This window comes from Mesorhizobium sp. WSM4313 (assembly GCF_002294725.1).
In the GTDB taxonomy this organism is placed as follows: domain Bacteria; phylum Pseudomonadota; class Alphaproteobacteria; order Rhizobiales; family Rhizobiaceae; genus Mesorhizobium.
Genome location: NZ_NSFT01000001.1, coordinates 169,524 through 190,803, shown reverse-complemented (window position 1 = coordinate 190,803; position 21,280 = coordinate 169,524). Strand labels below are relative to the sequence as shown.

Here is a 21,280-nt window from a genome sequence, read left to right as displayed (position 1 = left end):
TTCATTCCGCTGCCCCCGCGGCCGCGGCATTGACTGCCTTGACGGCGCCCTTGGGACGTTGCGGATGCAGCAGCCTGATCAATGGCTTTTCGACGATCAGATATAGCATCGCCGAGAGCGCCAGCGTGGCGACCAGGATCGTCGCCGGCTGCATCGCTGCCGGCAGGCCGGTCCTCAGGACGACGCCAGTCGTCAGGACGCCGACCACGACATGCCACAAATAAATCGAATAGGACGCATCGCCGAGAAATGTGGGCAAGGCAGCCGGCTTGAACGGCCGCGACCGTTCGGCAAAAACCGCACCCGCCACGATCAATGCGGCCGGGAGTCCCCAGCGCAAGGCCCGCGGCAAATCGGCATCGAATAGTAGGCCGGCCGCAAGCAGAAGAAATCCCGCGCCAGCCATCGCCAGTCCCACCCCGAGCGGCAGCCTGGCGCCCTGGAGCCACATGCGCCCCACAAAGACGCCGGCCGCGAACTCGATCACGACGGGATCGGTGAAGGCATGCGCATATCCGGCCGGAAGGACGAAATGCAGCGCGACGATGGCGACAAGCGCGCCGGTGAGAACGCCGAACCGCCACCGCTCGCCCAGGAACAGGACAAGCGCGAAAACGAGATAGAACATCATTTCATAGCAGAGCGTCCAACCTTGTATGACGATGGGATGCAGCGCGTTCTCCTGCAGAACCGGCAGGAAAAACAGCGAACCAGCGAAATTCGGGACGCTGAAGAAATGGCCGTAGAAGAACTGCGGCTTGATCAGGATGCCGGCCGCGGTCAGCAGCGTGACGATCCAATAGAGAGGCACGATGCGGGTGATCCGGCGCCCCATGAAGCGCCAAGGATCAGCCGGCCTGCCGGCGGTCGTCGTCACCCACATGATGAAGCCGCTGATGACGAAGAAGACGTCGACGCCGGCCGCCCCGACGTTGAACGGACCGCCGAACTGCTCGCTGACATGAAAGAAGACCACCGCGCAGGCGGCGAGGCCGCGCAGATATTGGACACTATGGATGCTCGTCACGATGCCTTGATCCGATCGCATCATGCTGCGATGCACACGCCCCACGCCGCATTGCACAATAACAATGCAGCTGCTCGCCTCTGTCAACCGCCGATGGCAGCTATCGGATCGAAACGGGCCCGCCGGCATGGTCAATTCATTTGTATGCAAATGTTTCCGGATTCGCGCGATCCGGAAACCAAAACGCTGTTTTCGCGAAATCGATCCGATACATGCGGGACGCATTTAACGCGCATCGAACGGCGGCCGACGTGCATGTCGCCCAAAAGTGTTTTTGGGAAACGACATGCATGAAAGCAGATCCTCGGCTGCCGCTGGTTCTTCAAAGGGAGATGAAAATGTCGATGTACGATAATCTCAGCCGCTTCGGTGTCACCATCCGGCAGGCTCATGCCAGGAACAAGGCGATCCGCGCGCTGAACAGCCTGCCTGCGCATGTCCAGAAGGATATCGGCTGGCCGGCCTCGCCGCCGAGCGACCCTCAGGCAGCCCTTCATGCGCTGCTTCTGGGCACGCCGCGCTGATGACCTTCGCCGATAAATGCAAGCTGCTCGGCAAGCGCCTGGGCCGCGACGCGGCCTCGGCGAACGTCGACAACAGACTGCGCGCGGCGCTGCTGTCGAAGCGGCGCTAGAGCAATTCCAGGAAAGTGCGCAGCGGTTAGGCTCGGCAATTCGCCGTAGCCTTCCGCCCGAAATCGCGCAAACAAAGAACCGGCACCATCCGATCACGCCGATGTGCCAGCGTGATCCTTGACATTTTTAACTGAGGTACAATCTTCGCAGAGCGGGGGAATTCTCTTAGTCGGCTCTGCCGAAGCGCGTGTATCTGCATGCCCAGTTTGAAAAGCCATCTCATTTCGTTCGTTCTCAGGCACAGCCGCAAGAAGGCGTTTTCCAGTCCCGAGAACCTGCAGCGCTGGATCGCCTACGCCCGCAAGACCGAGGACTATCATCCGCCTGCCTTGCTCAGGGCACGGCTGGACATCACCGAGACCGAGATCGACGGCTTTCCCGTCTATGAGATCGCGCCGAAGGCGGGCGAAAGCCGGCGCATCCTCTACATGCATGGCGGCGCCTATGTCTTTCAGATCACGTCCTACCATTGGGGGCTGATCGCCGAAATGGCCGAGCGTCTCGGTTTCGGCATCACCGTGCCGGTCTATCCCATCGCGCCGGAGCACAATTTCCATGACATGTTCGGCATGGTCGGCAACGTCTACCGGCGCATGCTCGAAGAGACTGAGGCGCAAGACATCGTCTTCATGGGCGATTCCGCCGGCGGCAACATGGCCGTTGTGCTGACCATGATGGCCGCCGAGGAGGGGCTGCCGGCACCGTCGCGCCATGTGCTGATCTCGCCCGGTCTCGACGTTTCGCTTGCAAATCCCGAAGTCTTCGAGGCCGAGCGGCAGGATCCGTGGCTGGGTATTGCGGGTGGGCTGGAAGCGGTGCGGCTCTACAGCGCCGGTTTCGACCGCACCGACTGGCACATCAGCCCGCTCTACGGCAACCTGTCCGTGCTGCCCAAGACGCTGCTGCTGACCGGTTCACGCGACATGCTGACGCCAGATAATCTCATCTTCGCCGAACGCGCGCGCGCTGCCGGGGTCGAGGTCGACCTGGTCTACGAGGAAGGCATGTTCCACGTCTGGCCGCTGATCGAGATGCCCGAGGCGCGCCGCGCTCGCGACAGCATCGTCGACTTTCTCAGCGTTCCGGCGCCAGCCCGAGCCCGCGCTCGACTCAGAACGAAAGCAGCTTTTGCAGCCCGCTCCGCGCCCGCGGCCGAATAGCTCAGAACTTGCCGGTTTCCCGGAACACTTCGAACGTCGCCCGGATATGGTCGGCCACGGCCTTCACCGGCGCGCTCGCATCAGGCGCCACCACCATGGCAAGATTGTAGGTGCCGATCTCGGGCATGCCGTCCTTGGCGCCCAGCGAGACCATGTCGTCGCCGAGGAAGGACTTCGGCAGCGGCGCCACCGCGAGGTCGGCCATGATCGCGGCGCGCTGGCCGGCCGTGTGTGCGCTCATATAGGCGATGCGGTAGTTGCGGCCCTCGCGCCCGAGCGCTTCGAGCGCTCCCGCCCGCCAGGCGCAGCCTTCTTCCCACAGCGACACCGGCAGCGGTTCGCGCAGATGCGCGCAGCCGCCCTTGGCGCCCGCCCACACGATCGGCTCGGTCAAAAGCACCTCCGCGCCGATCGCGCTGGTCTTGTAGGAATTGGTGAGCAGCGTGATGTCGAGCGCGCGATCGTCCATGCGGCGCCGCAGATTGATGCTCTGGTCGATGGTGACGTCGACGGCGATCGAGGGATGCGATTGGGCAAAACGCTTCAGCACATGCGGCAGCACGCGCTCGCCATAGTCGTCCGGGGAACCGAGCCGCACCACGCCGACAATGTCGGGAATGATGAACTTCGACACCACCTCGCGGTTGATCGACAACAGCCGGCGCGCATAGCCGAGCAGCATCTCGCCATCCGTGGTCAGCGTCACCGAACGCGCGTCGCGCGCGAAGACGGAACGGCCGAGGATATCCTCCAGCTTCTTGATCTGCATGGAGACGGCCGACGGCGTGCGGAACACCGCATTGGCGGCGGTGGTAAAGCTGCCGGTCTCGGCAATCGCCACGAAGGTGCGCAGCACATCGAGGTCAAGCAGCGGCAAGGGATGATTAAGCGGGGCGTTCATGGCAGTCTGCCTTCAATTTTTCTGATGCAATCGATCATTCCATTTCGTTTGATTGAACATCACTCCAGGCGCATAGTCAACTCGATCGATACAGGATGCTGCCAAAAGCAGCCATGAAACGACCCTGACACAGTCCTGCAATCGACGTGAAATGAAGCTGAAACAGACCTGACTTAACGCAGTGACGGGCGCCTCCCTGCCCGCATAGAGGAGAAAGAAATGTCTATCCTGTCGTCCATCGGTCGGCTTGCGACCGAATTCAGCGCGGCCCGCGCCCGCTACCAGACCGAACGCGCGATCCATGCCCTGCCGATCGAACTGCAGAAGGATATCGGCTGGCCGGAAGCCGCCGATGCCAAGACCGGCTTGCGCCTCGGTGTTGGAAGCTGGGCCGGAGCGAAGTAATCAAGTGTGTATGGAGTTCTGAAGGCCTGCCGGATCAGCTCGGCAGGCCTTCGTTTGTTTAGAGCCTTTTTATTTGCATTCAAATGACTTTTCCAGCCATGCGGCCGCTGCATGACGCATATGAACAAGTCGCATAGCGGGTTAATTTTCGAATTAAGCCGCTGTAAATTATCGGAAATTTTGAGCACACCGCCTAAAAAAGTCACAAATGATGTCGCTTTTCATAACAAGCGCTTCGCTTTTGCGATTTAGTTTTTGCTGAAGCGAGCCTATATCCACGCCAGCAAACGAGCTGCCCCACTCCATCAAGCGAAGGCGACCCGTCTGAGCAACCGAATGGAGATGATGATGAAGCTTTTTGCCCGCCTGTTCACCCGCCGCAAAATGAACCTGACGACCGCTCTCGAGCGTCAGCGTCTCGCCAAGACCATGCCCGGCCAGACCGGCGCCATGAATGCTGCCCGTCTCGGCTTCGTCGCCTGAGGCAATCGGCATCCAAAGCTGAATTCAACGCCGCCCGGTTGAACCGAGGCGGCGTTTTCATGTGCGTTGACGTTGCATTGCCCGGGCGATGGAGCTTTATGCCCAGCTGAATTGCCCATTTGCGACCCATGTCGCAAATTTAATCTTCACTTAGCCGCCTACCCGATTGACAGGAATGATTTTTCCTGATGTCGCTATGCTGTTCGCGACATCCTGTTCGCGTCATGGCTGCGTGAGGTTTCCCGTGAATGCCGTAAAGCATCCGATCAAGAGATCGTTTGTATTCTTCCTCATTCCCGATTTCACCATGATCGCCTTTGCGACGGCGCTCGATCCGCTGCGCTCGGCCAACCGGATGCTCGGCTACGAAGCCTATCGTTGGCGGCTGGCCAGCATCGACGGCAAACCGGTGCGCGCTTCGAACGGCGTCGAATGCGCCGTCAACACCTCGCTCGAGGAAGAGCGCAAGAAGATGGCCGGGCCGGATCGGCCGAACATGGCGATCGTCTGCAGCGGCATCAATGTCGAGCGCTACCACAACAAATCGGCCTTCGCCTGGCTGCGCGAGGAGTATAATCGCGGCGTCGCCGTCGGCGGCCTGTGCACCGGCGCGCATATCCTGGCCGCCGCCGGCCTCTTGTCCAACAAGCGTTGCGCCATCCATTGGGAAAACCTGCCGGGCTTTTCCGAGGCATTCCCGAAGGCCAATGTCTTTGCCGACCTCTTCGAGGTCGACCAGAACGTCTATACCTGCGCCGGCGGCACCGCCGCGCTCGACATGATGCTGAAGCTGATCGGCGACGATTTCGACGAAAGCCTCGTCAACCGCGTCTGCGAGCAGGTGCTGACCGACCGCGTGCGCAGCCCGACCGATCGCCAGCGCCTGCCGCTGCGCGCCCGCCTCGGCGTTCAGAATTCCAAGGTGCTCACCATCATCGAGCTGATGGAAGCCAACCTTGCCGAACCGCTGTCGCTGATCGAGATCGCCGACCATGTCGATCTTTCCCGCCGGCAGATCGAGCGCCTGTTCCGCACCGAGATGGGCCGCTCGCCTGCTCGCTACTATCTGGAGATCCGACTCGACCGCGCCAGGCACCTGCTCATCCAGTCGTCGCTGCCGGTGGTCGAAGTGGCGGTGGCCTGCGGCTTCGTCTCCGCCTCGCATTTCTCCAAATGCTACCGCGAGCTCTACGCCCGCTCGCCGCAGCAGGAGCGCGTCGACCGCAAGCAGTTGCTGGCAGCTTAAGGAGGCAGAGGCGAAGTCGTCTAGGCGGACTGCGTCTGCGCGGTCCGCATCGCTTCGATGCGGATGTCTTCGGTGAGCTGCGCCTTCAGCGCGGAAAATTCCGGGCTGGTCTTCAGCGTGTAGTGCCGCGGATGCGGCAGGTCGACCGGGACATCCGACTTGATGCGGCCGGGCCGTGCGCTCATCACGATCACCCGCGACGCCATGAAGATCGCCTCCTCGATGTCGTGGGTGACAAACAGCACCGTCTTCTTGCGCCGCTCCCAGATACCGAGCAGCAGTTCCTGCATCAGTCCGCGCGTCTGGTTGTCCAGCGCGCCGAACGGCTCGTCGAGCAGCAGGATCGCGGGATCGTTGGCCAAGGCGCGCGCGATCGCCGTGCGCTGCTGCATGCCGCCCGACAGCTGCTTCGGCCAATGGTTCTCGAAACCCTTCAGACCGACGAGATCGATATAGGAGGCGACGACTTCGTTGCGCTCACGCTCGGGCCTGCCTTGCTCGCGCAGGCCGAAACCGATGTTCTCGGCGACCGTCAGCCAGGGAAACAGCGTGTAGGACTGGAACACCATGCCGCGGTCCGGCCCCGGCCTTGTGACCGCCTTGCCGTCGAGCAGCACGCGGCCGGTGCTCGGCGCCTCCAGCCCGGCGACGATCCTCAGCAGCGTCGACTTCCCGCAGCCCGACGGTCCCAGGATAGTGATGAAATCATTCGCCGAGACAGACAGCTCAACCGGCTGCAGCGCCTGCACCGGCACCCCGCCCCTGACCCCGGCAAAGGTCCGCGAGACGCCTTCGATCAGAAGCTTGCTCACGCCAGGCTCCATGGATAGAGCCAGCGGTTGAGCGCCTTGAAGGCGAAATCGGACAACAGCCCGATCAGCCCGATGACGATAATGCCGAAGATGATCTGACCCGTCGCCAGCCGCGACTGGCTGTTGATGATCATGTAGCCGATGCCAGACGAGGAGCCGATCAGCTCGGCGACGATGACATAGGTCCAGGCCCAGCCGAGCACCAGCCGCAGCGTTTCGGCAATCTCCGGCGCGTTGGCCGGCATGATGACGCGCTTGACGATGCCATTGTCGGTCGCCCCCAGCGTGTAGGCGGCTTCGACAAGATCCCGCCTCGTGCCGCCGACCTTGACCGCGATGATCAGGATGATTTGGAACACCGAGCCGACGAAGATAACCAGGAGCTTTTCGAGTTCCCCGATGCCGGCCCACAGGATGAGCAGCGGAATGAAGGCCGACGCCGGCAGGTAGCGCGCAAAGGACACGAACGGTTCGAGGAAGGCTTCGACCGGCTTCCAGGCGCCCATGGCGATGCCGATCGGCACCGCGACGATCGACGCCAGCACGAAGCCGCCGAAGACGCGCCAGATAGTGATCAGGATATCGAGCCAGAACCGGTCTTCGACGAGCAGCCGCCAGCCATCCTTCAGCATCGACAGCGGATCGGCAAGAAAGATCCGGTTCACATGGCCGCCGAGCGTGATCCACGCCCAGAACGCCACGAACAGGACAAAGAAGGCGACGCCGAGCACGGTTCGCGTGCCCGGCGCAACGGGATGCAAGGGGCGCAGCATCAGGAAAAGTCCTTGAGAGAAAGGATCGGCGGCGTGACACCGCCGATCGGGCGACAGGCGATCAGTCGGCGATCGCGCTGGTGTCGGCAAGCGTCGACACATCCGGCGCTTCCTTGATCAGCCCCATCTGCAGCAGCAGCTCTGCCGCGGTCTTGGAAAAGTCCTGAAAATCCTTGGTGAAGAACTGCTTGTTCTCGGCCTTGTCGGCCCATTTCAGGTACTTGGCCGAGTCCTCGAACTCCTTGGCTGACTGCTTCACGTCGGCTCCCATGATCTCGTAGGATTTCTGCGGATCCTTCTTGATCATGTCGAGCGCGTCGAAATAGCTGTCGGCGAGCGCCTTGGCGGCATCGGGATTGGCCTTGAGGAAGTCCGGCGTGCAGCCGACGGTATCCATCACCATCGGATAATCGAGCGTGGTCGCCAGGATGTGGCCTTGGTCGGCCTTGTCGCGCACGGCTGAGATGAAGGGCTCGTAGGTGACGGCGGCATCGTTCTGGCCGGCGAGGAAGGCTTGCGCCGCCGCGTCCGGCTCCAGGTTGACGACTGTCACGTCCTTGGTCGACATGCCGTTCTTGTTGAGCACCCAGGCGAGCAGGAAATAGGGCGAGGTTCCAGGCGCGGACGAGGCGACGTTCTTGCCCTTGAGATCGGCGACGGTCTTGATGTCGTTGCGCACGACGATGCCGTCGGCGCCATAGGATTTGTCGAGCTGGAAGATCTGCTTGGTGGTGACGCCGCTGGCGTTCCACACCATCCAGGTCTCGACCGTGGTTGCCGCGCATTGCAGGTCGCCGCTGGCGATGGCCAGCGGACGGCTCGCCTGCGGCACTTTCTTGAGTGTGACGTTGAGCCCGTGCTTTTCGAAAAGCCCGGCCTGCTTGGCCAAGGTCAGGGGCGCGAAGCCGGTCCAGCCGCTGATGCCGATGGTGAGCGACGTCGCCGCCATCGCCGGCGCGCTGAGCACGGCGGCCGCCGTCAGCGCCGCCGCGAAAATGGTGGTTCTTACCATTGTGGTTCCCCTTTTTGCGGTGAGCGCGAATTGTCTCACAGACCCCAAAAGGCTTGTCAATGAAGCAGAAGCCGCACTCGACGATGGTCCAATCCGACGCCCGCCGGCGGACCTTGTTGAGGGGCTTCTCGATTGCTCACGGCGTGCCCCAGCCGCGGTTGCGCCACATTTTCTCGCCCGCCAGGCAATCCGCGGCCGGCCCGTCGTCGGCGAGCACGACCGGCGGATGCGCCGCCTCTTGCGCCGCCCATTGCAGCGAAGCGGGACCGGCAAGCTCGAGCACCAGCTTGCGGCGGATCGCTTCGGGAAACTGCGTCCAGTCATTGACCGGGATCATGAAGGCGCCCGGTCCTCCGATGACGCAGTCGCTGTAATAGCGGTCGAGGTTCTCAACGTCGAAGGCGCCGCTGAAACCGCCGCGCGTCATCAACGGCAGCCCGTTGATGGTGATGCCTTGCCTGACCACCTCGTCGCGCGTGAGGTCGACCGGCGCGCCCTGATTGTTGGGCCCGTCGCCGGAGATGTCGATGACGCGCTTGGTTCCCTGGAATCCGCTCTCGGGGAACAGGTCACTGCCGAAGCTCAGCGCGCCGGAAATCGAGGTCCGCCGAGCGCTGTCGGGCGGACGGGCATCGAGTTGCGCCACCACCTTCTCGGCATCGGCGCGATTGGCGATCACCGTCCACGGCACGATGACGCGCTGCCAGGTCGTGCCTGCCCACTCGACATAGGTTATCGCGATCTTGCCGTAGGCGCCGTCGGCGATGGCCTTCAGCACATTGTCATGCGTCAGCGCCGCGGCATAACCATGACGCTGGATCTCAAGCTCGGCCGGCGACATCGAGAGCGAAACATCGACCGCCAGCACCAGTTCGACATCGACGGGCTCGGCGGGAGAAGCTGCCGGTGTCAGCCAGAGCGCCAGCGCCAGCGCGGCACTGCCTGAAAAAATATGCCTTGCACGGGCATAAGCAGACATGGAGCAAGGTTAGGCGAAAATCGCCGCGCGCAAAAGCCGGGAATCCAGGCATCGGATTCCGCCGCCGCGGGACCGCTCAAAAATACCGCGCGAGATTCGAACGGATGCGTTCCAGGACGCTGTCACCGGAAAGGTCGGGCACGAATTTCGCGCCCGTGATCGCTTCATAGGCCTGGATATAGACCGCCGAGGCCTGGTTGACGATCTCGTCGGGAATTTTGGGGATCGGATCCGTGTAGGGATCGCAGCGCGCCGACACCCACGACCGGATGAAATCCTTGTCGAAACTCTGCGGCCGCCCGCCGCTTTCGAACGCCTCATCGTAGCTCGCCGCGATCCAGTAGCGGCTGCTGTCGGGCGTGTGGATTTCGTCCGCCAGCACGATGGCGCCGTCCGGCGCGGTGCCGAATTCATATTTGGTGTCGGCCAGGATCAGGCCGCGTTCGGCGGCGCGCTGCTGGCCGCGGGCGAACAGCTGCTGCGCATAACGCGATACGGTGTCCCACTGCGCCTGCGTGAGCAGCCCCTGTTCGATGATCTCGGCTTCCGACAGCGGCTCGTCATGGCCGCCGCTGGCGGCCTTGCTGGTCGGGGTGATGATTGCTTGCGGCAGCTTTTCATTGTCGCGCAGCCCATCGGGAAAGGTGTGACCGTAGAAGCTCCGTTCGCCCTTCCTGTATTTGGTCAGGATCGAGGTGCTGGTGGTCCCCGCCAGATAGCCGCGCACCACGATCTCGACCGGCAGCATGTCGAGCCGCCTGCCAACCACGACATTGGGATCGGGATATTCCAGCACGTGATTGGGACAGATGTCGGCTGTTTCCTCGAACCAGTAGCGCGCCGTCTGGGTGAGGACCTGCCCCTTGAACGGGATCGAGGCCAGGATCGTGTCGAACGCGCTCAGACGATCGGTGGCGATGATGATGCGGCGCCCGTCCGGCAGATCGTAGTTTTCGCGCACCTTGCCATTGTAGCGGTTGGGCAGTTCGGGAATGAAGGCGTCGGACAGGATGCGCATGGGGCGTGTGGCTTTCGCGGGCTCTGATGGGCCACATAAGCTGTTGGCCTGGCGCACATCAAGCCAGGCATGAAGGCCTTCCGAGGGAAGGCCAATGCTTTCCGATCAGTTGCCGCTATCGCGCCGGTCGTCAGCTCCGCGGCTTGAGGTTCTCCGGGTCGTAGAGCGGCTTGTAGCCGACACCGGCCACCTCGACCGGATAGGTCTCGCCGAAATATTCCACGTTGAGCTTGCGGCCTTCCTGACAATAGTCCCAGGGCAGATAGGCGAGCGCGATGTTCTTGCCGATGGTCGGGCCGTAGGCGACCGAAGTGGTGAAGGAGCGGCGGCCGAGCTCGTCGACCAGCGTCTCGCCGGTGGCGGGATCGAGGACCGGCATGGTGCCGACCGGATATCGCGCGACGCCCTTGGCGTCCTTGTTGTCGGTCATTACCAGCGTGCACAGCATCGCCGGCTGATGCTCGCGGGCGCGATACTCCAGATGCTTGGCCTTGCCGCAGAAGTCGTTGTCCTTGACCTTCGGGCGGGCGAGGTCGGCCTCAAGCAGATTGTACTCGGTAAGCAGATCGGCGTTCTGCAGCCGCAGGCTCTTTTCCATGCGGCGCGTGTTGGCATAGGTCTCGACACCGAACGGCATGACGCCGGTGGAGCGCAGCGCGTCCCAGACGGCGAGCCCATCCTCGTAGCGCATATGCAATTCCCAGCCCTGCTCGCCGACATAGGAGATGCGGAAGGCGGTGACGTCCTTGCCGCCGATGCGGATCGGCTTGATTGCCGCGAACGGGAAATTCTCCGGCGTCAGCCCGTTCGGATCCTCGACCACTTTCTGCAGGGTCGTGCGCGCATTCGGTCCCCAGATGCCGATGGTGACGTATTTCTCCGTCACGTCGGTGACGGTGACGTCGAAGCCTTTGTCCTGCGCGGTGCGCTGCATGTAGCGGAAGTCGCGCGGGCCGGCGTCGGCGCCGTCGATCACGCGGCAGCGATCGGCCATGCGGATCACCGTGAAGTCAGCACGCACCATGCCCTCCTCGTCGAGGAAGTGGGTGTAGATGCCCTTGCCGATATTGTTGTCGCCGCCGATCTTGGCCGCGCACAGCCATTCCAGCAACGCGACATGGTCGGGCCCTTCGATGTCATACATCGAGAAATGCGACAGGTTGACGATGCCGCAATCATCGCTCATCGCCAGGTGCTCGGCGTTCGAGACGCGCCAGAAATGGCGATTGTCCCACTCGTTCTCGCGCACCGGCACGCGGTTGCCATACTTCTCGAGGAGATGCTCGTTGGCCGCGTAGCCATGGGCGCGCTCCCAGCCGCCCAACTCCATGAAATAGCCGCCGAGTTCCTTCTCGCGCTCATAGAACGGCGAGCGGCGGATGTTGCGGCCCTTGGAGAAGGGCTCGCGCGGATGCACCGCCGGATTGTAGACTTTCATCGCCGTCTCGGTGCAGCGGTCCCAGATGAACTGTTCCTTGGTCTGGTGCGGATAGAAGCGCGAATAGTCGATCGCGTGATGGTCGATCGAGGTACGGCCGTCGGTCATCCAGTCAGCGATCAGCTTGCCCATGCCCGGGCCGTCCTTGACCCAGATGGCGACGGCATACCACAGCCCCCTCACCTTCTGGCTTTCGCCCATCGACGGACCGCCATCGGTGGTCACCTGCAGCAGGCCGTTGAAGGAATGGCCTTCGTTATATCCGAGCTCACCGAGGATCGGCGTCAGCTCCATGGCGCGCTCCAGGGGCGCCATGATCTGCTCCATGTCGAGGTCGCGCTGCGACGGCGAGAGCCGCGCCTGGTCTTTTTCGAGAAGATCGCGCGGATGGCACAGACGCGGATTGGTCTCCTCGTAATAACCCCATTCGATCTGGCCGCCCTCGGCGGTCTTCGGGTCGCCGGTGTCGCGCATATAGGCAGAGTTGCCCTGGTCGCGCAGCAGCGGCCAGCCGATCTCCTTGCCGGTGCCGGCGAACTCGTTGTAGGGGCCGAAGAATGTCAGCGGATGGTCGATCGGCATGACCGGCAGGTCCTCGCCAACCAGCGCCGCGGTGAGCCGGCCCCAAATGCCGGTGCAGACCACGACATAGTCGGCCTCGATCGTGCCGCGTTCCGTCACCACAGCCTTGATGCGGCCGTTCTCGACGACCAGCTCCTTGGCCGAGGTGTTCGCGAAAGCCTGGAGCTTGCCGGCCGCGACACCTTGGTCGACAAGCTTGCCGGCAACCGTCTGCGAGCGCGGGATGACGAGGCCGGCATCCGGATCCCACAGCCCGCCTTGCACCAGATGTTCCTCGATCAGCGGGAATTTTTCCTTGATCTCGGCCGGCTCGATCAGCCGCGCGCGGGTGCCGAAGGATTTTGCCGAGGCGATCTTGCGCTTGATCTCGTCCATGCGGGCGTCGTCGCCGACACGCGCCACTTCGAGGCCGCCGACGCGGGCGTAGTGGCCCATCTTCTCGTAGAAATCGATCGAGTAGAGCGTCGTCCAGCAGGACAGGAAGTCGTGGCTGGTCGTGTAGCAGAAGTCCGAGGCGTGCGCCGTCGAGCCGATATCGGTCGGGATGCCCGACTTGTCGATGCCGACGATGTCGTCCCAGCCGCGCTCGATCAGATGATGCGCGACCGAAGCGCCGACGATACCGCCCAGGCCGACGATGACGACCTTCGCCTTTTTCGGAAACTCTGCCATTGCCCGCGACTCCGGAATGATGGACGGGCGCGTTTGCGCGCCCTTCGAATGGCGCACAATATGCAGAGGACGCGGATTGAGCTACCGCCTGTTTGCGACACGCCGCAGGTACGGCGCGACCCGGCGCGCAAGCGCAACACCGGATGCGGTGACGCTCAGGCGAATGCCCAAACGTCCTCTGCCTGGAAGCCGACCTGGTAGCCCGCGGTCTTCAGTTTTACCACGACCTGGCCGATCTCGGCCGCAGGCAGCGCGCCGACCTCGATCTTGATCATGCCCGGACGATAGCGGCCAAGGTCAAGCTGTTCGAACACCATCCAGTCGGCGCCTTCGCAGTCGACCAGGAAAGCGTCAATGTGGGTGATGCCATTGCGGTCGAGCAAAGTCTGCAAGGTTTCGGACGGCACCTCGATATCCTTCAAGTGCGGCGCGAACTTGTTGAAATTGCCGTCGGCCTCGCCCCAGGCGTTCTTGCCCGACATCAGATTGGTGTCGGTGACCGACGAGCAGCCGATGAACTCGATCGGCAGCGTGCCGGCTTCAAGCGCCGCGGCATCGAATGTATGGACCGTGATCGTGCCCTTGGTCCTGGTCACCGCCACCGGCTCTATGACGAAGCGGCTGGCATCCGGATAATTGGCGCGCAGCCGCTTCTGATTGTACGGGATCGGCTCGACCAGCATCGCGCACGCTCCGGGGATCCGGTGCAGCCAGGGTGTTACGTCGTCGAACAGCGCGCCGTCGCAGGCGCCGACATTGACCATCTGGAACGGCCGGCCGTTGCCGCCGAACCGTGCCTTAAGCGCCGCCTTGGCGAGGAATTTCGTGCCATGCAGAGAGGGGCCGCGATCGAGCAGGCCGGCCGGAAGGCCGAGCGACAGAAGAACGCGCGCGAGACTGGAAAGCGAGTTCATGACTTGTCTCCGGGAATGACCTGCAGCGCGGCGCGGTGCCTGCCCTGGCTTGCCGATGCCCACAGCGCCATCAGCGGCGCGGCAAGCAGCAGGAAGGGCGGCAGAAGATTGGGGAAGTAGATGCGGCTGTCGTGGATCGGGAAGACGGCGAATTTCGCCAGCACGCCGAGCACAAGCGCCGCCAGCAGGATGCCGGCGCGGCGGTCGAGCCGGAAACCGGCGCGGCTCAAGCCGTACCATCCGGCCAGTGCCAGAACCGACACGCCGACCCAGCTGTTGACGTTGATGGCACGCACCACCGAGGCGGCGAAGGCCTTGAGATAGGCCGTCACCGAGAACGGCGGTTCGAACCCGTCCATCTTGTAATGCTGCTCGATGCGGGAGAACCAAAGATGCGGCCACCAGCCGGGATGCTGGGCCCAATGCGAAATGACGAAATAAGCAATGAAGGAGGCCGCGAAGCCTGCCAGCGCGCCCCATGCCCTCTCACGGAAAGCGACGAGCAGCGCCGCAAAAATGGCGAGGAAGACGATGTTGTCGGGTCTGGCTAGGAAAGCAAGGAACAGCAGGACCGCCGTCGCCGCCTCGCGCTTGCGCACATAGGCGAAGACACCGCCGAGGAATAGTGCCGAGCACAGAAGGTCCGGCGTCGAGGCCCGCGCCGCATCGCCGAAATCGGCCATGATCAGCAAGGCGCCGACGACAGGCGCCAGCGCCAGCGCGTCCGCGGCGCGCAGCCAAGCGAGCGTAATGGCGCCGAACAGAAGCACGGAAACCACCTGCACCAGCCGCATCGCCTCGACCGGCGAGACGACATGGCTGAGGCCGGAAAGAATTTCGGCATAGAGGAACTTGATCCGGTACATGCCGAGCAGCGAATGGAAATCGGCGGCATTCTGCGCCATATGGCTGCGGAAGCCGGCGCCGTCGTCGGTCAGCGCCTTGTAATCGCCGGCCGCCACGCCGGCCTTGACCGTGCCGTAGGCATAGTCGTGCAGAGCCTGCGGATCGGGATAGGCGCCTTCCTCGGCGATCGCCAGATAGGGCAGCATGTCCCAGTTGGCGTCGGGCATGAACCAGGCGGTTGCGGCGGTCAGCAGGATATAGAGCGAAAACGCAATCGCCCCGATCGTTGCGGCCCACCGCGCATAAATCCCCTCGCCCCACGCCAGGCCGGCGCCGGTCAATCGTTCCAGCGGATTGGTCGGAGCGGACGGCCTGGTCAGCATCCTCGGCGGCCTCTATTTACCGACCTGGCTTTTCACGAAGTCCTTCACGATCGCCACGATGCCGCGCGACAACAGGCTGTCGAAGGCGTCGACGAAGCGGTCGACATGCTCGGACTGGCAGATAAGCGGCGGCTCGAGCCGGATGACGTTGCGGTTGTATTCTGTGAAGGCGACGAGCACGTCATAGTCGCGCAACAGCAGCGAGCCGACGAAGCCCGACAGCGAGCCTTTTAGCTTGTCGTCAAGCACGCTCACCACCGGTCTGAGCACCATCGGCAGGGTCTGCGAGAAGTCGTGGAACTCAAGCCCGATCATAAAACCCTTGCCGCGCACGTCCTTGATGATCTTCGGGTATTTTTCCTTCAGCGCCTGCAGCCGCTGCAGAAGGTAGTCGCCCGTCGAAGCGGCGTTGTCGATCAGCCCTTCGTCATAGAGCACGTTGACGCCCTCGATCGCGGTGACGCAGGCCTCGCCCATGCCGCCGAAAGTCGCCATGGCGTGGATCATCGCCGTCTTCGGCGTGCCATAGGCCTTCATGTAGATGTCGCGCCTGGCGATCATCGCCCCGACCGCCGCCTTGCCGGCGCCCAGCGATTTCGCCAGCGCCGTCACATCCGGCACCACGCCGTAATGCTCGAAAGCATAGAAGCGGCCCGAGCGGCCATAGCCGCACTGCACTTCGTCGGCGACCCACAGAACGCCATAGCGGTCGCAAAGCGCGCGCAGCTTCTGCCAGTACTCCGTGGGCGCCTGGATGATGCCGCCGCCGCCCTGGATGGTTTCCAGCACGATGACGCCGATCTCCGGATTGCTCTTGAACAGCCGCTCGACCGCGTCGATGTCGGCGAAAGGAACGCGCACGACATTGTCTGCGACCTTGAAATCGGCGCGGTAGAGCTGGCCGTCGGTGATCGCCAGCACGCCCTTGGTCTTGCCGTGGAAGGAATTCTCGGCATAGACGATTTTCGGCCGCTTCGGGCCCGCGGCGCGCTCGGCGAGCTTCACCGCCGCTTCCATGGCCTCAGAACCCGACGAGCCCAGGAACACCATGTCGAGATCGCCGGGCGAGCACTTGGCGATGTTGTGCGCAAGCGCTGCCGCATATTGCGACATGAAGGCGATGGCGATCTCCTGGCGCTTCTCCTCCTGGAATTTCTTCCGGGCTTCCAAAATGCGCGGGTGGTTGTGGCCGAAGGCCAGCGAGCCGAAGCCGCCGAAGAAATCGAGGATCCTGCGGCCGTTCTGGTCGATATAGAACATGCCCTCGGCGTGCTCGATCTTGACCTTGTGAAAGCCGAGCAGCTTCATGAAATGCAGCTGTCCAGGGTTGAGATGAGCCTTGAACAGGTCGGTGATGCGGGCGACGTCCATCGCCTTGGCCTGCTCGACGCTGATCAGATCGGGCTTGGCGATTGCTGTGGGCGAAAGCGCCGGCGCGTCGACCAGCGTGCGTGTTCCGGTATGTTCCGGCTTGGCCATGACGGTCATCTGAAAAATCTCCCCTTCGCGCTCTATTCGGCGGGAACCTGTCTGGTGGCGACGGCGTGGCCGTCCATCTTGGCGCGATATTCGTTGTAGGCGGCGATCAGCATGTCCTCGTCGCGATATTGCGGCACCCAGCCAAGCTGACGCTCGGCCTTGGAAACATCGAGCACGCATTCCTCGTCCGCGATCAGATACTGTTCCGGATCCATGATCGGCATGTTCAACCAGTCGAGCAGGTCGAGCGTGCGCTTGACCGCCCAGCCGGGCGTCGGCAGCAGGATCGACTTGGAGCCGGCATGGCGGATCAGATCGCCGAGCAGTTTTTTGACTGGCGGCGGATTGAGCGAGCCCAGATTGTAGGCCTCGTTCGGCACGCCGGCTTTCCAGGCCGCGCGGGCGGCTTCGGCGCAATCGAACACCGAGATGAACTGGTAGGGGTTCCGGCCCGAACCGATCATCGGCACCGGCAGGTTCCAGTCGATCAGCTTGAAAAGCTTTTCCAGGATGCCAAGACGGCCGGGCCCGATGATCAGGCGCGGCCTGAACAGCGAGATCGACATGCCGCGCTTGCGCCATTCGGCGGCAAGCTCCTCGGTCTTGAGCTTCGACAGCCCGTACTCGCCGAGCGGCGCCACCGGATGATCTTCGGTCATCGGCAGCATAACCGTGTGGCCGTAGATCATGTCGGTCGTATAGTGGACGAGCCTCTGCGCGCCGGCCCTGTCCATCGCCTGGATGATATTCTCGGTGCCGTGGAAATTCACCGGGAAGAAGAAATCGTGCCGCTTGGCGCGCACCTGGATCGGCGACAGCATCTTCGCCGATAGATTGTAGACGATGTCGTCGGTCCTGAGGCCGACCGCCGCGACCGAGACCGGATCGGTGACGTCGCAGGTGACGAAACGCATGGAGCGGTAATGCGGCAGGTCGCTCTTGACGATATCGGCGACGACGACGGTCTCGCCATCGGCGGCGAGCTTGGGGGCAAGGTGGCGGCCGACGAAGCCGTCGCCGCCGAAAATCACATGTCTCATCGAACGATCTCGCTTATGCCGATCTTGTCGGGATTGATGGATGCTGTCTGGTCCTCATGCCCGCGCCCACCCATTTCCCGGCCACTTTGCGCGATCAGCACCGTGCCGACGCAGATGCAGGCGATGCCGGCGATGCGCCAGCCATTGAGGTCCTCGCGGAAGACGAAATAGGCGAAAATCGCCACGGCGACATAAGCGAGGCTGAGGAACGGATAGGCGAAGCTGAGCTCGACCTTGGACAGCACGTAGAGATGCGATGCCATCGAGATGACGAAGGTGCACAGGCCGAGGAACACCCAGGGGCTGAACACGATCTGCAAGAGCTTGACGAGCGGATTGACGCCCTCGAAGGAGACCGGCCCCATCGACATCATGCCCTGCTTCAGCATCAGCTGCGCTGCGGCATTGGTCATGACCGTGAAGATAATGAATATTATGTATTTCATTGTTGCCACCCCGCCTCTTGGGCGGTCCTATTACAAATCCACAAAGATTTCGTGAAGCTTCGACGATGCTTTGAGTAAATCACGGTATAACCTTTCATTCACCATGATTTATCTGACCTTTATCTATTCTTCGGCTTCAAAAACACCTTTCGTTGCATCCAGTCTTTTTGCCGTCCGTATCCAGAAGCTCGACAGAAAAGCAGGGTCGCGAAGCGCCTCCAGCTGCTGCCATTGCGGGAACGACGCGGCGAATGTCTCAGGTCCCATGCGGGCGTCCTTGTAGGGGTTCACCGCGCCGCCCGCCTCGACTGCGATGCGGTCGAGTTCGGCGAGCAGCCGCAACGTCCTTTCGCCCCGGTTGGGGAAATCGAGCGTCAGCGTGTAGCCGGGCCCCGGGAACGACAGCAGCGCCGGCGAGCGGACATCGCCGAAGCGTTTGAGCACTGTGAGGAACGACCCCTGCCCTGCCCGCCTTGCGGCGTCGAGCAGCACGGGCACGATGCGGCGTGCATTCGCCTCCGGCACCACGCTTTGGTGCTGGAAAAGCCCGCGCGGCCCGTAGAGCCGGTTCCAGTCGCGGACCCCGTCGAGCGGAAAGAAGAAGCCTTGATAGCCTGCCTGGTGCGGAGCCTGGGACTTGCCCTTCTTCCAGCGGTAGGCCGCGTTGAAGACGGTGAGGAAGGGCCGATTGAGGACATTGAATGGTAGCTGCACCGGCACGGAGAACCGGCTGCCGGCGCGCGCCGCCGCGTGCGAGCCGTGTTCGGCATGGTTGCCCGTGAACAACAGCCCGCGACCGTGCCCATGTCCGCTGGCAAGCTGATCGATCCAGGCGACGGCATATTCGTTGGCCTGGTCGGCAGCCTCGGCAAGATCGAAGAATTCGCCGAGATCGCGAAACCGCGTCGCCCTTTCCACTATGTCGAGCGAGGGCACCCGCATCAGCTTGATCGATGCCGACAGGATAAGCCCGGTCAGCCCCATGCCGCCGATCGTCGCTCCGAACAATCGGACATTGTCGGTCTGCGAGCAGCGATAGGTCCGGCCGTCGGACCGAAGCAGCGTCAAAGCCTCGACATGGCAGCCGAAGGTGCCGCGCCGATGATGGTTCTTGCCGTGGACGTCGTTGGCGATCGCGCCGCCCAGCGTCACGAACTGGGTACCTGGAACCACGGCCGGAAAGAAGCCGTAGGGCGCGGCATGAGCGATGATATCGCAAAGCAGCGTGCCGGCATCGGCCTCGAGCACGCCGGTCTCGGCGTTGAAGGAACGGATGCGGTTGAGCGGCCGCATGTCGACCACCATGCCGGCATCGTTCTGGCAACTGTCGCCGTAGGAGCGGCCATTGCCGTATCCGAGCAGCGACCCGGTCTTCGCCTCGCCGCGCTTAAGCAGGGCGATCGCCTCGTCCGCCGGGATCGCCTTGCGCGCCGGCGGCGTCGCCAGTCCGAAGCTGGCGAAGCGCTCGTGCCTCATCACCAGCCTCCGGCGACGAGGAAGACCGCGCCGATGGCGACGACGATCTGGCTGCGCCAGTCGCGGATGATGAAGACGACCGGGTCGTCATGCATCTCGTCGCGGCGGGCGAGGATCCAGACACGCATCGTCAGGTAAAGCACGATCGGCGCCAGCGGCCATATCAGCCAGGGATGCGGATAGAGCTCGCGCACCGCCGGGCTGTCCATATAGAGCGCCAGGACCAGCGCCGAGGAGAAAGCCGACGCCATGCCTGCCTGGGCGACGATCTCCTGGTCCTCGGTGCGATAGCCGCGGCCGGCGATGCGCTCGCCGGGCGGGATGGCCGTGGTGCGCAACTCGACGAAGCGCTTCACCAGCGCCAGCGACAGGAAGAAGAAGATCGAGAAGGCAAGCAGCCAGAAGGACACGTCGACGCCGGTGGCGGCCGCGCCCGCCAGCACGCGGATCGTGTAGAGGCCCGCGAGCGTCAGCACATCGATCAGAAGCATGCGCTTGAACGACAGCGAATAGGCGGTGGTGACGACCAGATAGCCGGCAAGCACGCCAAGGAATTCGATCGGAAGGAAGAGGCCGGCGGCGATGCCGATCGCAAGCAGCGCGGCGATCGCGCCGAGACCGAATGGGATCGACAATGCGCCGCTGGCGAAAGGCCGGTTGCGCTTGGTCGGATGCTTGCGGTCGAGCGCCAAGTCGAAGAAGTCGTTGAGGATATAGATGGCGGACGCCGCGGCGCTGAAAGAAACGAACGCCAGCAGGCACTCCCAGATCATGTTCGGGTTGAAATATTCGTGCGACAGCACCATCGGCACGGCGATCAGCGCGTTCTTCAGCCACTGATGCATGCGCAGCATCTTGACGTAGGTCCTCAGCGCCGGCCTCGGTGCGGGCATGGCATCGGTTTGATGCGCCGCCTGCCAGCGCCGGGCGCTGCGGTCGGGCGCCACCACGAGCGCGTTGCGCGCTGCATCGAACACTTTGAGGTCGTGGCGGCTGTTGCCGGCATAGTCGAAGCCCGCATCGCCATAGGCGGCGACAAGTGCCGCGCATTTCCTGCCGGAGGTCATGTTGTGCGGACCGTCGGTCGCCAGCACATGATCGAAAATGCCGAGATGCGCCGCGATCGCCTCCGCGAATTTGCGCGGCGTTCCCGTCGCCAGCACGATCTTGCGACCCTCCCGATGCTCGGCGCGCAGCCGGTCAAGCAGATCCTGGCGGTAAGGCAGCGAGGCCGGGTCAATGTCGATGCGGCCGGCGATTTCCTGCTTCAGCCGGGCCGGCCCGCCGATCAGCCAGAGTGGCAGGAGAAAGACATAGAGCGGGTTCTTCTTGAGCAGGATGAACAGGCCTTCCCACAGAAGGTCCGTTGCGATCAGCGTACCGTCGAGATCGACCGCAAGCGGAATTGCGTTCCTGTCCGACCTCGCGTCCATTGCCCTGCCCCGATCGAGCGCGGATCCCAAAACTCCGATCACGGAAAGATCACGCGCCAACTCAACCCACGCCGTATGCCGGCGTCCTCGGGTCGGATATAGCGGGTCATGACGCAGCGA

The 21,280-nt window shown here is 63.0% G+C and carries 20 protein-coding genes; 5 read left to right on the top strand and 15 right to left on the bottom strand.

What is annotated here, in order from left to right; translation table 11 throughout:
• Position 1: 1 nt before the first annotated feature.
• Complete coding sequence (locus CK219_RS00985; protein WP_245340358.1) at positions 2-1,027, bottom strand: acyltransferase; 1,026 nt, start codon at positions 1,025-1,027, stop codon at positions 2-4.
• 338 nt (positions 1,028-1,365) lie between these two features.
• Between CK219_RS00985 and CK219_RS00980 the strand changes: the two genes are divergently transcribed.
• On the top strand, positions 1,366-1,551 hold the full coding sequence (locus CK219_RS00980) for a hypothetical protein (RefSeq protein WP_095765549.1): 186 nt from the start codon (positions 1,366-1,368) through the stop codon (positions 1,549-1,551).
• Positions 1,552-1,859: 308 nt separating this feature from the next.
• Positions 1,860-2,822, top strand: coding sequence for an alpha/beta hydrolase (locus CK219_RS00975; protein WP_095764925.1), 963 nt, complete (start codon positions 1,860-1,862; stop codon positions 2,820-2,822).
• A gap of 1 nt (position 2,823) precedes the next feature.
• Here the strand turns inward: CK219_RS00975 and CK219_RS00970 are convergent, their stop codons facing one another.
• On the bottom strand, positions 2,824-3,723 hold the full coding sequence (locus CK219_RS00970) for a LysR substrate-binding domain-containing protein (protein WP_095764924.1): 900 nt from the start codon (positions 3,721-3,723) through the stop codon (positions 2,824-2,826).
• Between the two features lie 219 nt (positions 3,724-3,942).
• On the opposite strand from CK219_RS00970, the gene CK219_RS00965 reads away from it, so the two are divergent.
• From CK219_RS00965 to CK219_RS00955, 3 genes are all read left to right on the top strand, one after another.
• The gene (locus CK219_RS00965; RefSeq protein WP_095764923.1) at positions 3,943-4,128 is read left to right on the top strand and encodes a hypothetical protein; all 186 of its coding nucleotides are present in this window, start codon (positions 3,943-3,945) and stop codon (positions 4,126-4,128) included.
• A gap of 348 nt (positions 4,129-4,476) precedes the next feature.
• A complete protein-coding gene (locus CK219_RS32525; RefSeq protein ID WP_095765548.1) occupies positions 4,477-4,611 on the top strand; it encodes a hypothetical protein in 135 nt (44 codons plus the stop codon).
• Between the two features lie 307 nt (positions 4,612-4,918).
• Positions 4,919-5,857 carry a GlxA family transcriptional regulator gene (locus tag CK219_RS00955; protein WP_263482302.1) on the top strand — a complete coding sequence of 313 codons (939 nt, stop codon included), beginning with the start codon at positions 4,919-4,921 and terminating at the stop codon, positions 5,855-5,857.
• A gap of 20 nt (positions 5,858-5,877) precedes the next feature.
• On the opposite strand, the gene CK219_RS00950 is transcribed toward CK219_RS00955, so the two are convergent.
• The 13 genes from CK219_RS00950 to CK219_RS00890 form a co-directional block, all read right to left on the bottom strand.
• Entirely contained in the window at positions 5,878-6,669 is a 792-nt protein-coding gene (locus CK219_RS00950) for an ABC transporter ATP-binding protein (RefSeq protein ID WP_095765546.1), read from the bottom strand.
• Positions 6,666-7,442 (bottom strand): ABC transporter permease, encoded by a 777-nt coding sequence (locus tag CK219_RS00945; protein WP_176476899.1) that lies wholly within the window; start codon positions 7,440-7,442, stop codon positions 6,666-6,668. The genes CK219_RS00950 and CK219_RS00945 overlap by 4 nt, the downstream gene beginning before the upstream one ends.
• Positions 7,443-7,503: 61 nt before the next feature.
• Positions 7,504-8,454 carry an ABC transporter substrate-binding protein gene (locus CK219_RS00940; RefSeq protein ID WP_095764922.1) on the bottom strand — a complete coding sequence of 317 codons (951 nt, stop codon included), beginning with the start codon at positions 8,452-8,454 and terminating at the stop codon, positions 7,504-7,506.
• A gap of 136 nt (positions 8,455-8,590) precedes the next feature.
• A complete protein-coding gene (locus CK219_RS00935; protein WP_095764921.1) occupies positions 8,591-9,433 on the bottom strand; it encodes a DUF1194 domain-containing protein in 843 nt (280 codons plus the stop codon).
• Between the two features lie 76 nt (positions 9,434-9,509).
• Entirely contained in the window at positions 9,510-10,451 is a 942-nt protein-coding gene (locus CK219_RS00930; RefSeq protein ID WP_095764920.1) for a phosphoribosylaminoimidazolesuccinocarboxamide synthase, read from the bottom strand.
• Positions 10,452-10,581: 130 nt separating this feature from the next.
• Positions 10,582-13,143, bottom strand: a complete 2,562-nt coding sequence (locus CK219_RS00925) for an FAD-dependent oxidoreductase (protein WP_095764919.1) — start codon at positions 13,141-13,143, stop codon at positions 10,582-10,584.
• A gap of 155 nt (positions 13,144-13,298) precedes the next feature.
• Positions 13,299-14,057 (bottom strand): FkbM family methyltransferase, encoded by a 759-nt coding sequence (locus tag CK219_RS00920; protein WP_095764918.1) that lies wholly within the window; start codon positions 14,055-14,057, stop codon positions 13,299-13,301.
• Positions 14,054-15,286: a hypothetical protein gene (locus CK219_RS00915; RefSeq protein WP_095764917.1), complete on the bottom strand. Its 1,233-nt coding sequence runs from the start codon at positions 15,284-15,286 to the stop codon at positions 14,054-14,056. The genes CK219_RS00920 and CK219_RS00915 overlap by 4 nt, the downstream gene beginning before the upstream one ends.
• Positions 15,287-15,298: 12 nt before the next feature.
• Positions 15,299-16,774 carry an aspartate aminotransferase family protein gene (locus CK219_RS00910; RefSeq protein ID WP_095764916.1) on the bottom strand — a complete coding sequence of 492 codons (1,476 nt, stop codon included), beginning with the start codon at positions 16,772-16,774 and terminating at the stop codon, positions 15,299-15,301.
• A 23-nt stretch (positions 16,775-16,797) separates the two neighbouring features.
• A complete protein-coding gene (locus CK219_RS00905; protein WP_095764915.1) occupies positions 16,798-17,805 on the bottom strand; it encodes an NAD(P)-dependent oxidoreductase in 1,008 nt (335 codons plus the stop codon).
• Entirely contained in the window at positions 17,802-18,251 is a 450-nt protein-coding gene (locus tag CK219_RS00900) for an EamA family transporter (protein ID WP_095764914.1), read from the bottom strand. Before CK219_RS00900 ends, CK219_RS00905 begins: the two co-directional genes overlap by 4 nt.
• Before the next feature lie 123 nt (positions 18,252-18,374).
• The gene (locus CK219_RS00895; RefSeq protein ID WP_095764913.1) at positions 18,375-19,727 is read right to left on the bottom strand and encodes an FAD-binding oxidoreductase; all 1,353 of its coding nucleotides are present in this window, start codon (positions 19,725-19,727) and stop codon (positions 18,375-18,377) included.
• Complete coding sequence (locus tag CK219_RS00890; RefSeq protein ID WP_095764912.1) at positions 19,727-21,160, bottom strand: UbiA family prenyltransferase; 1,434 nt, start codon at positions 21,158-21,160, stop codon at positions 19,727-19,729. Before CK219_RS00890 ends, CK219_RS00895 begins: the two co-directional genes overlap by 1 nt.
• Positions 21,161-21,280 lie beyond the last annotated feature (120 nt).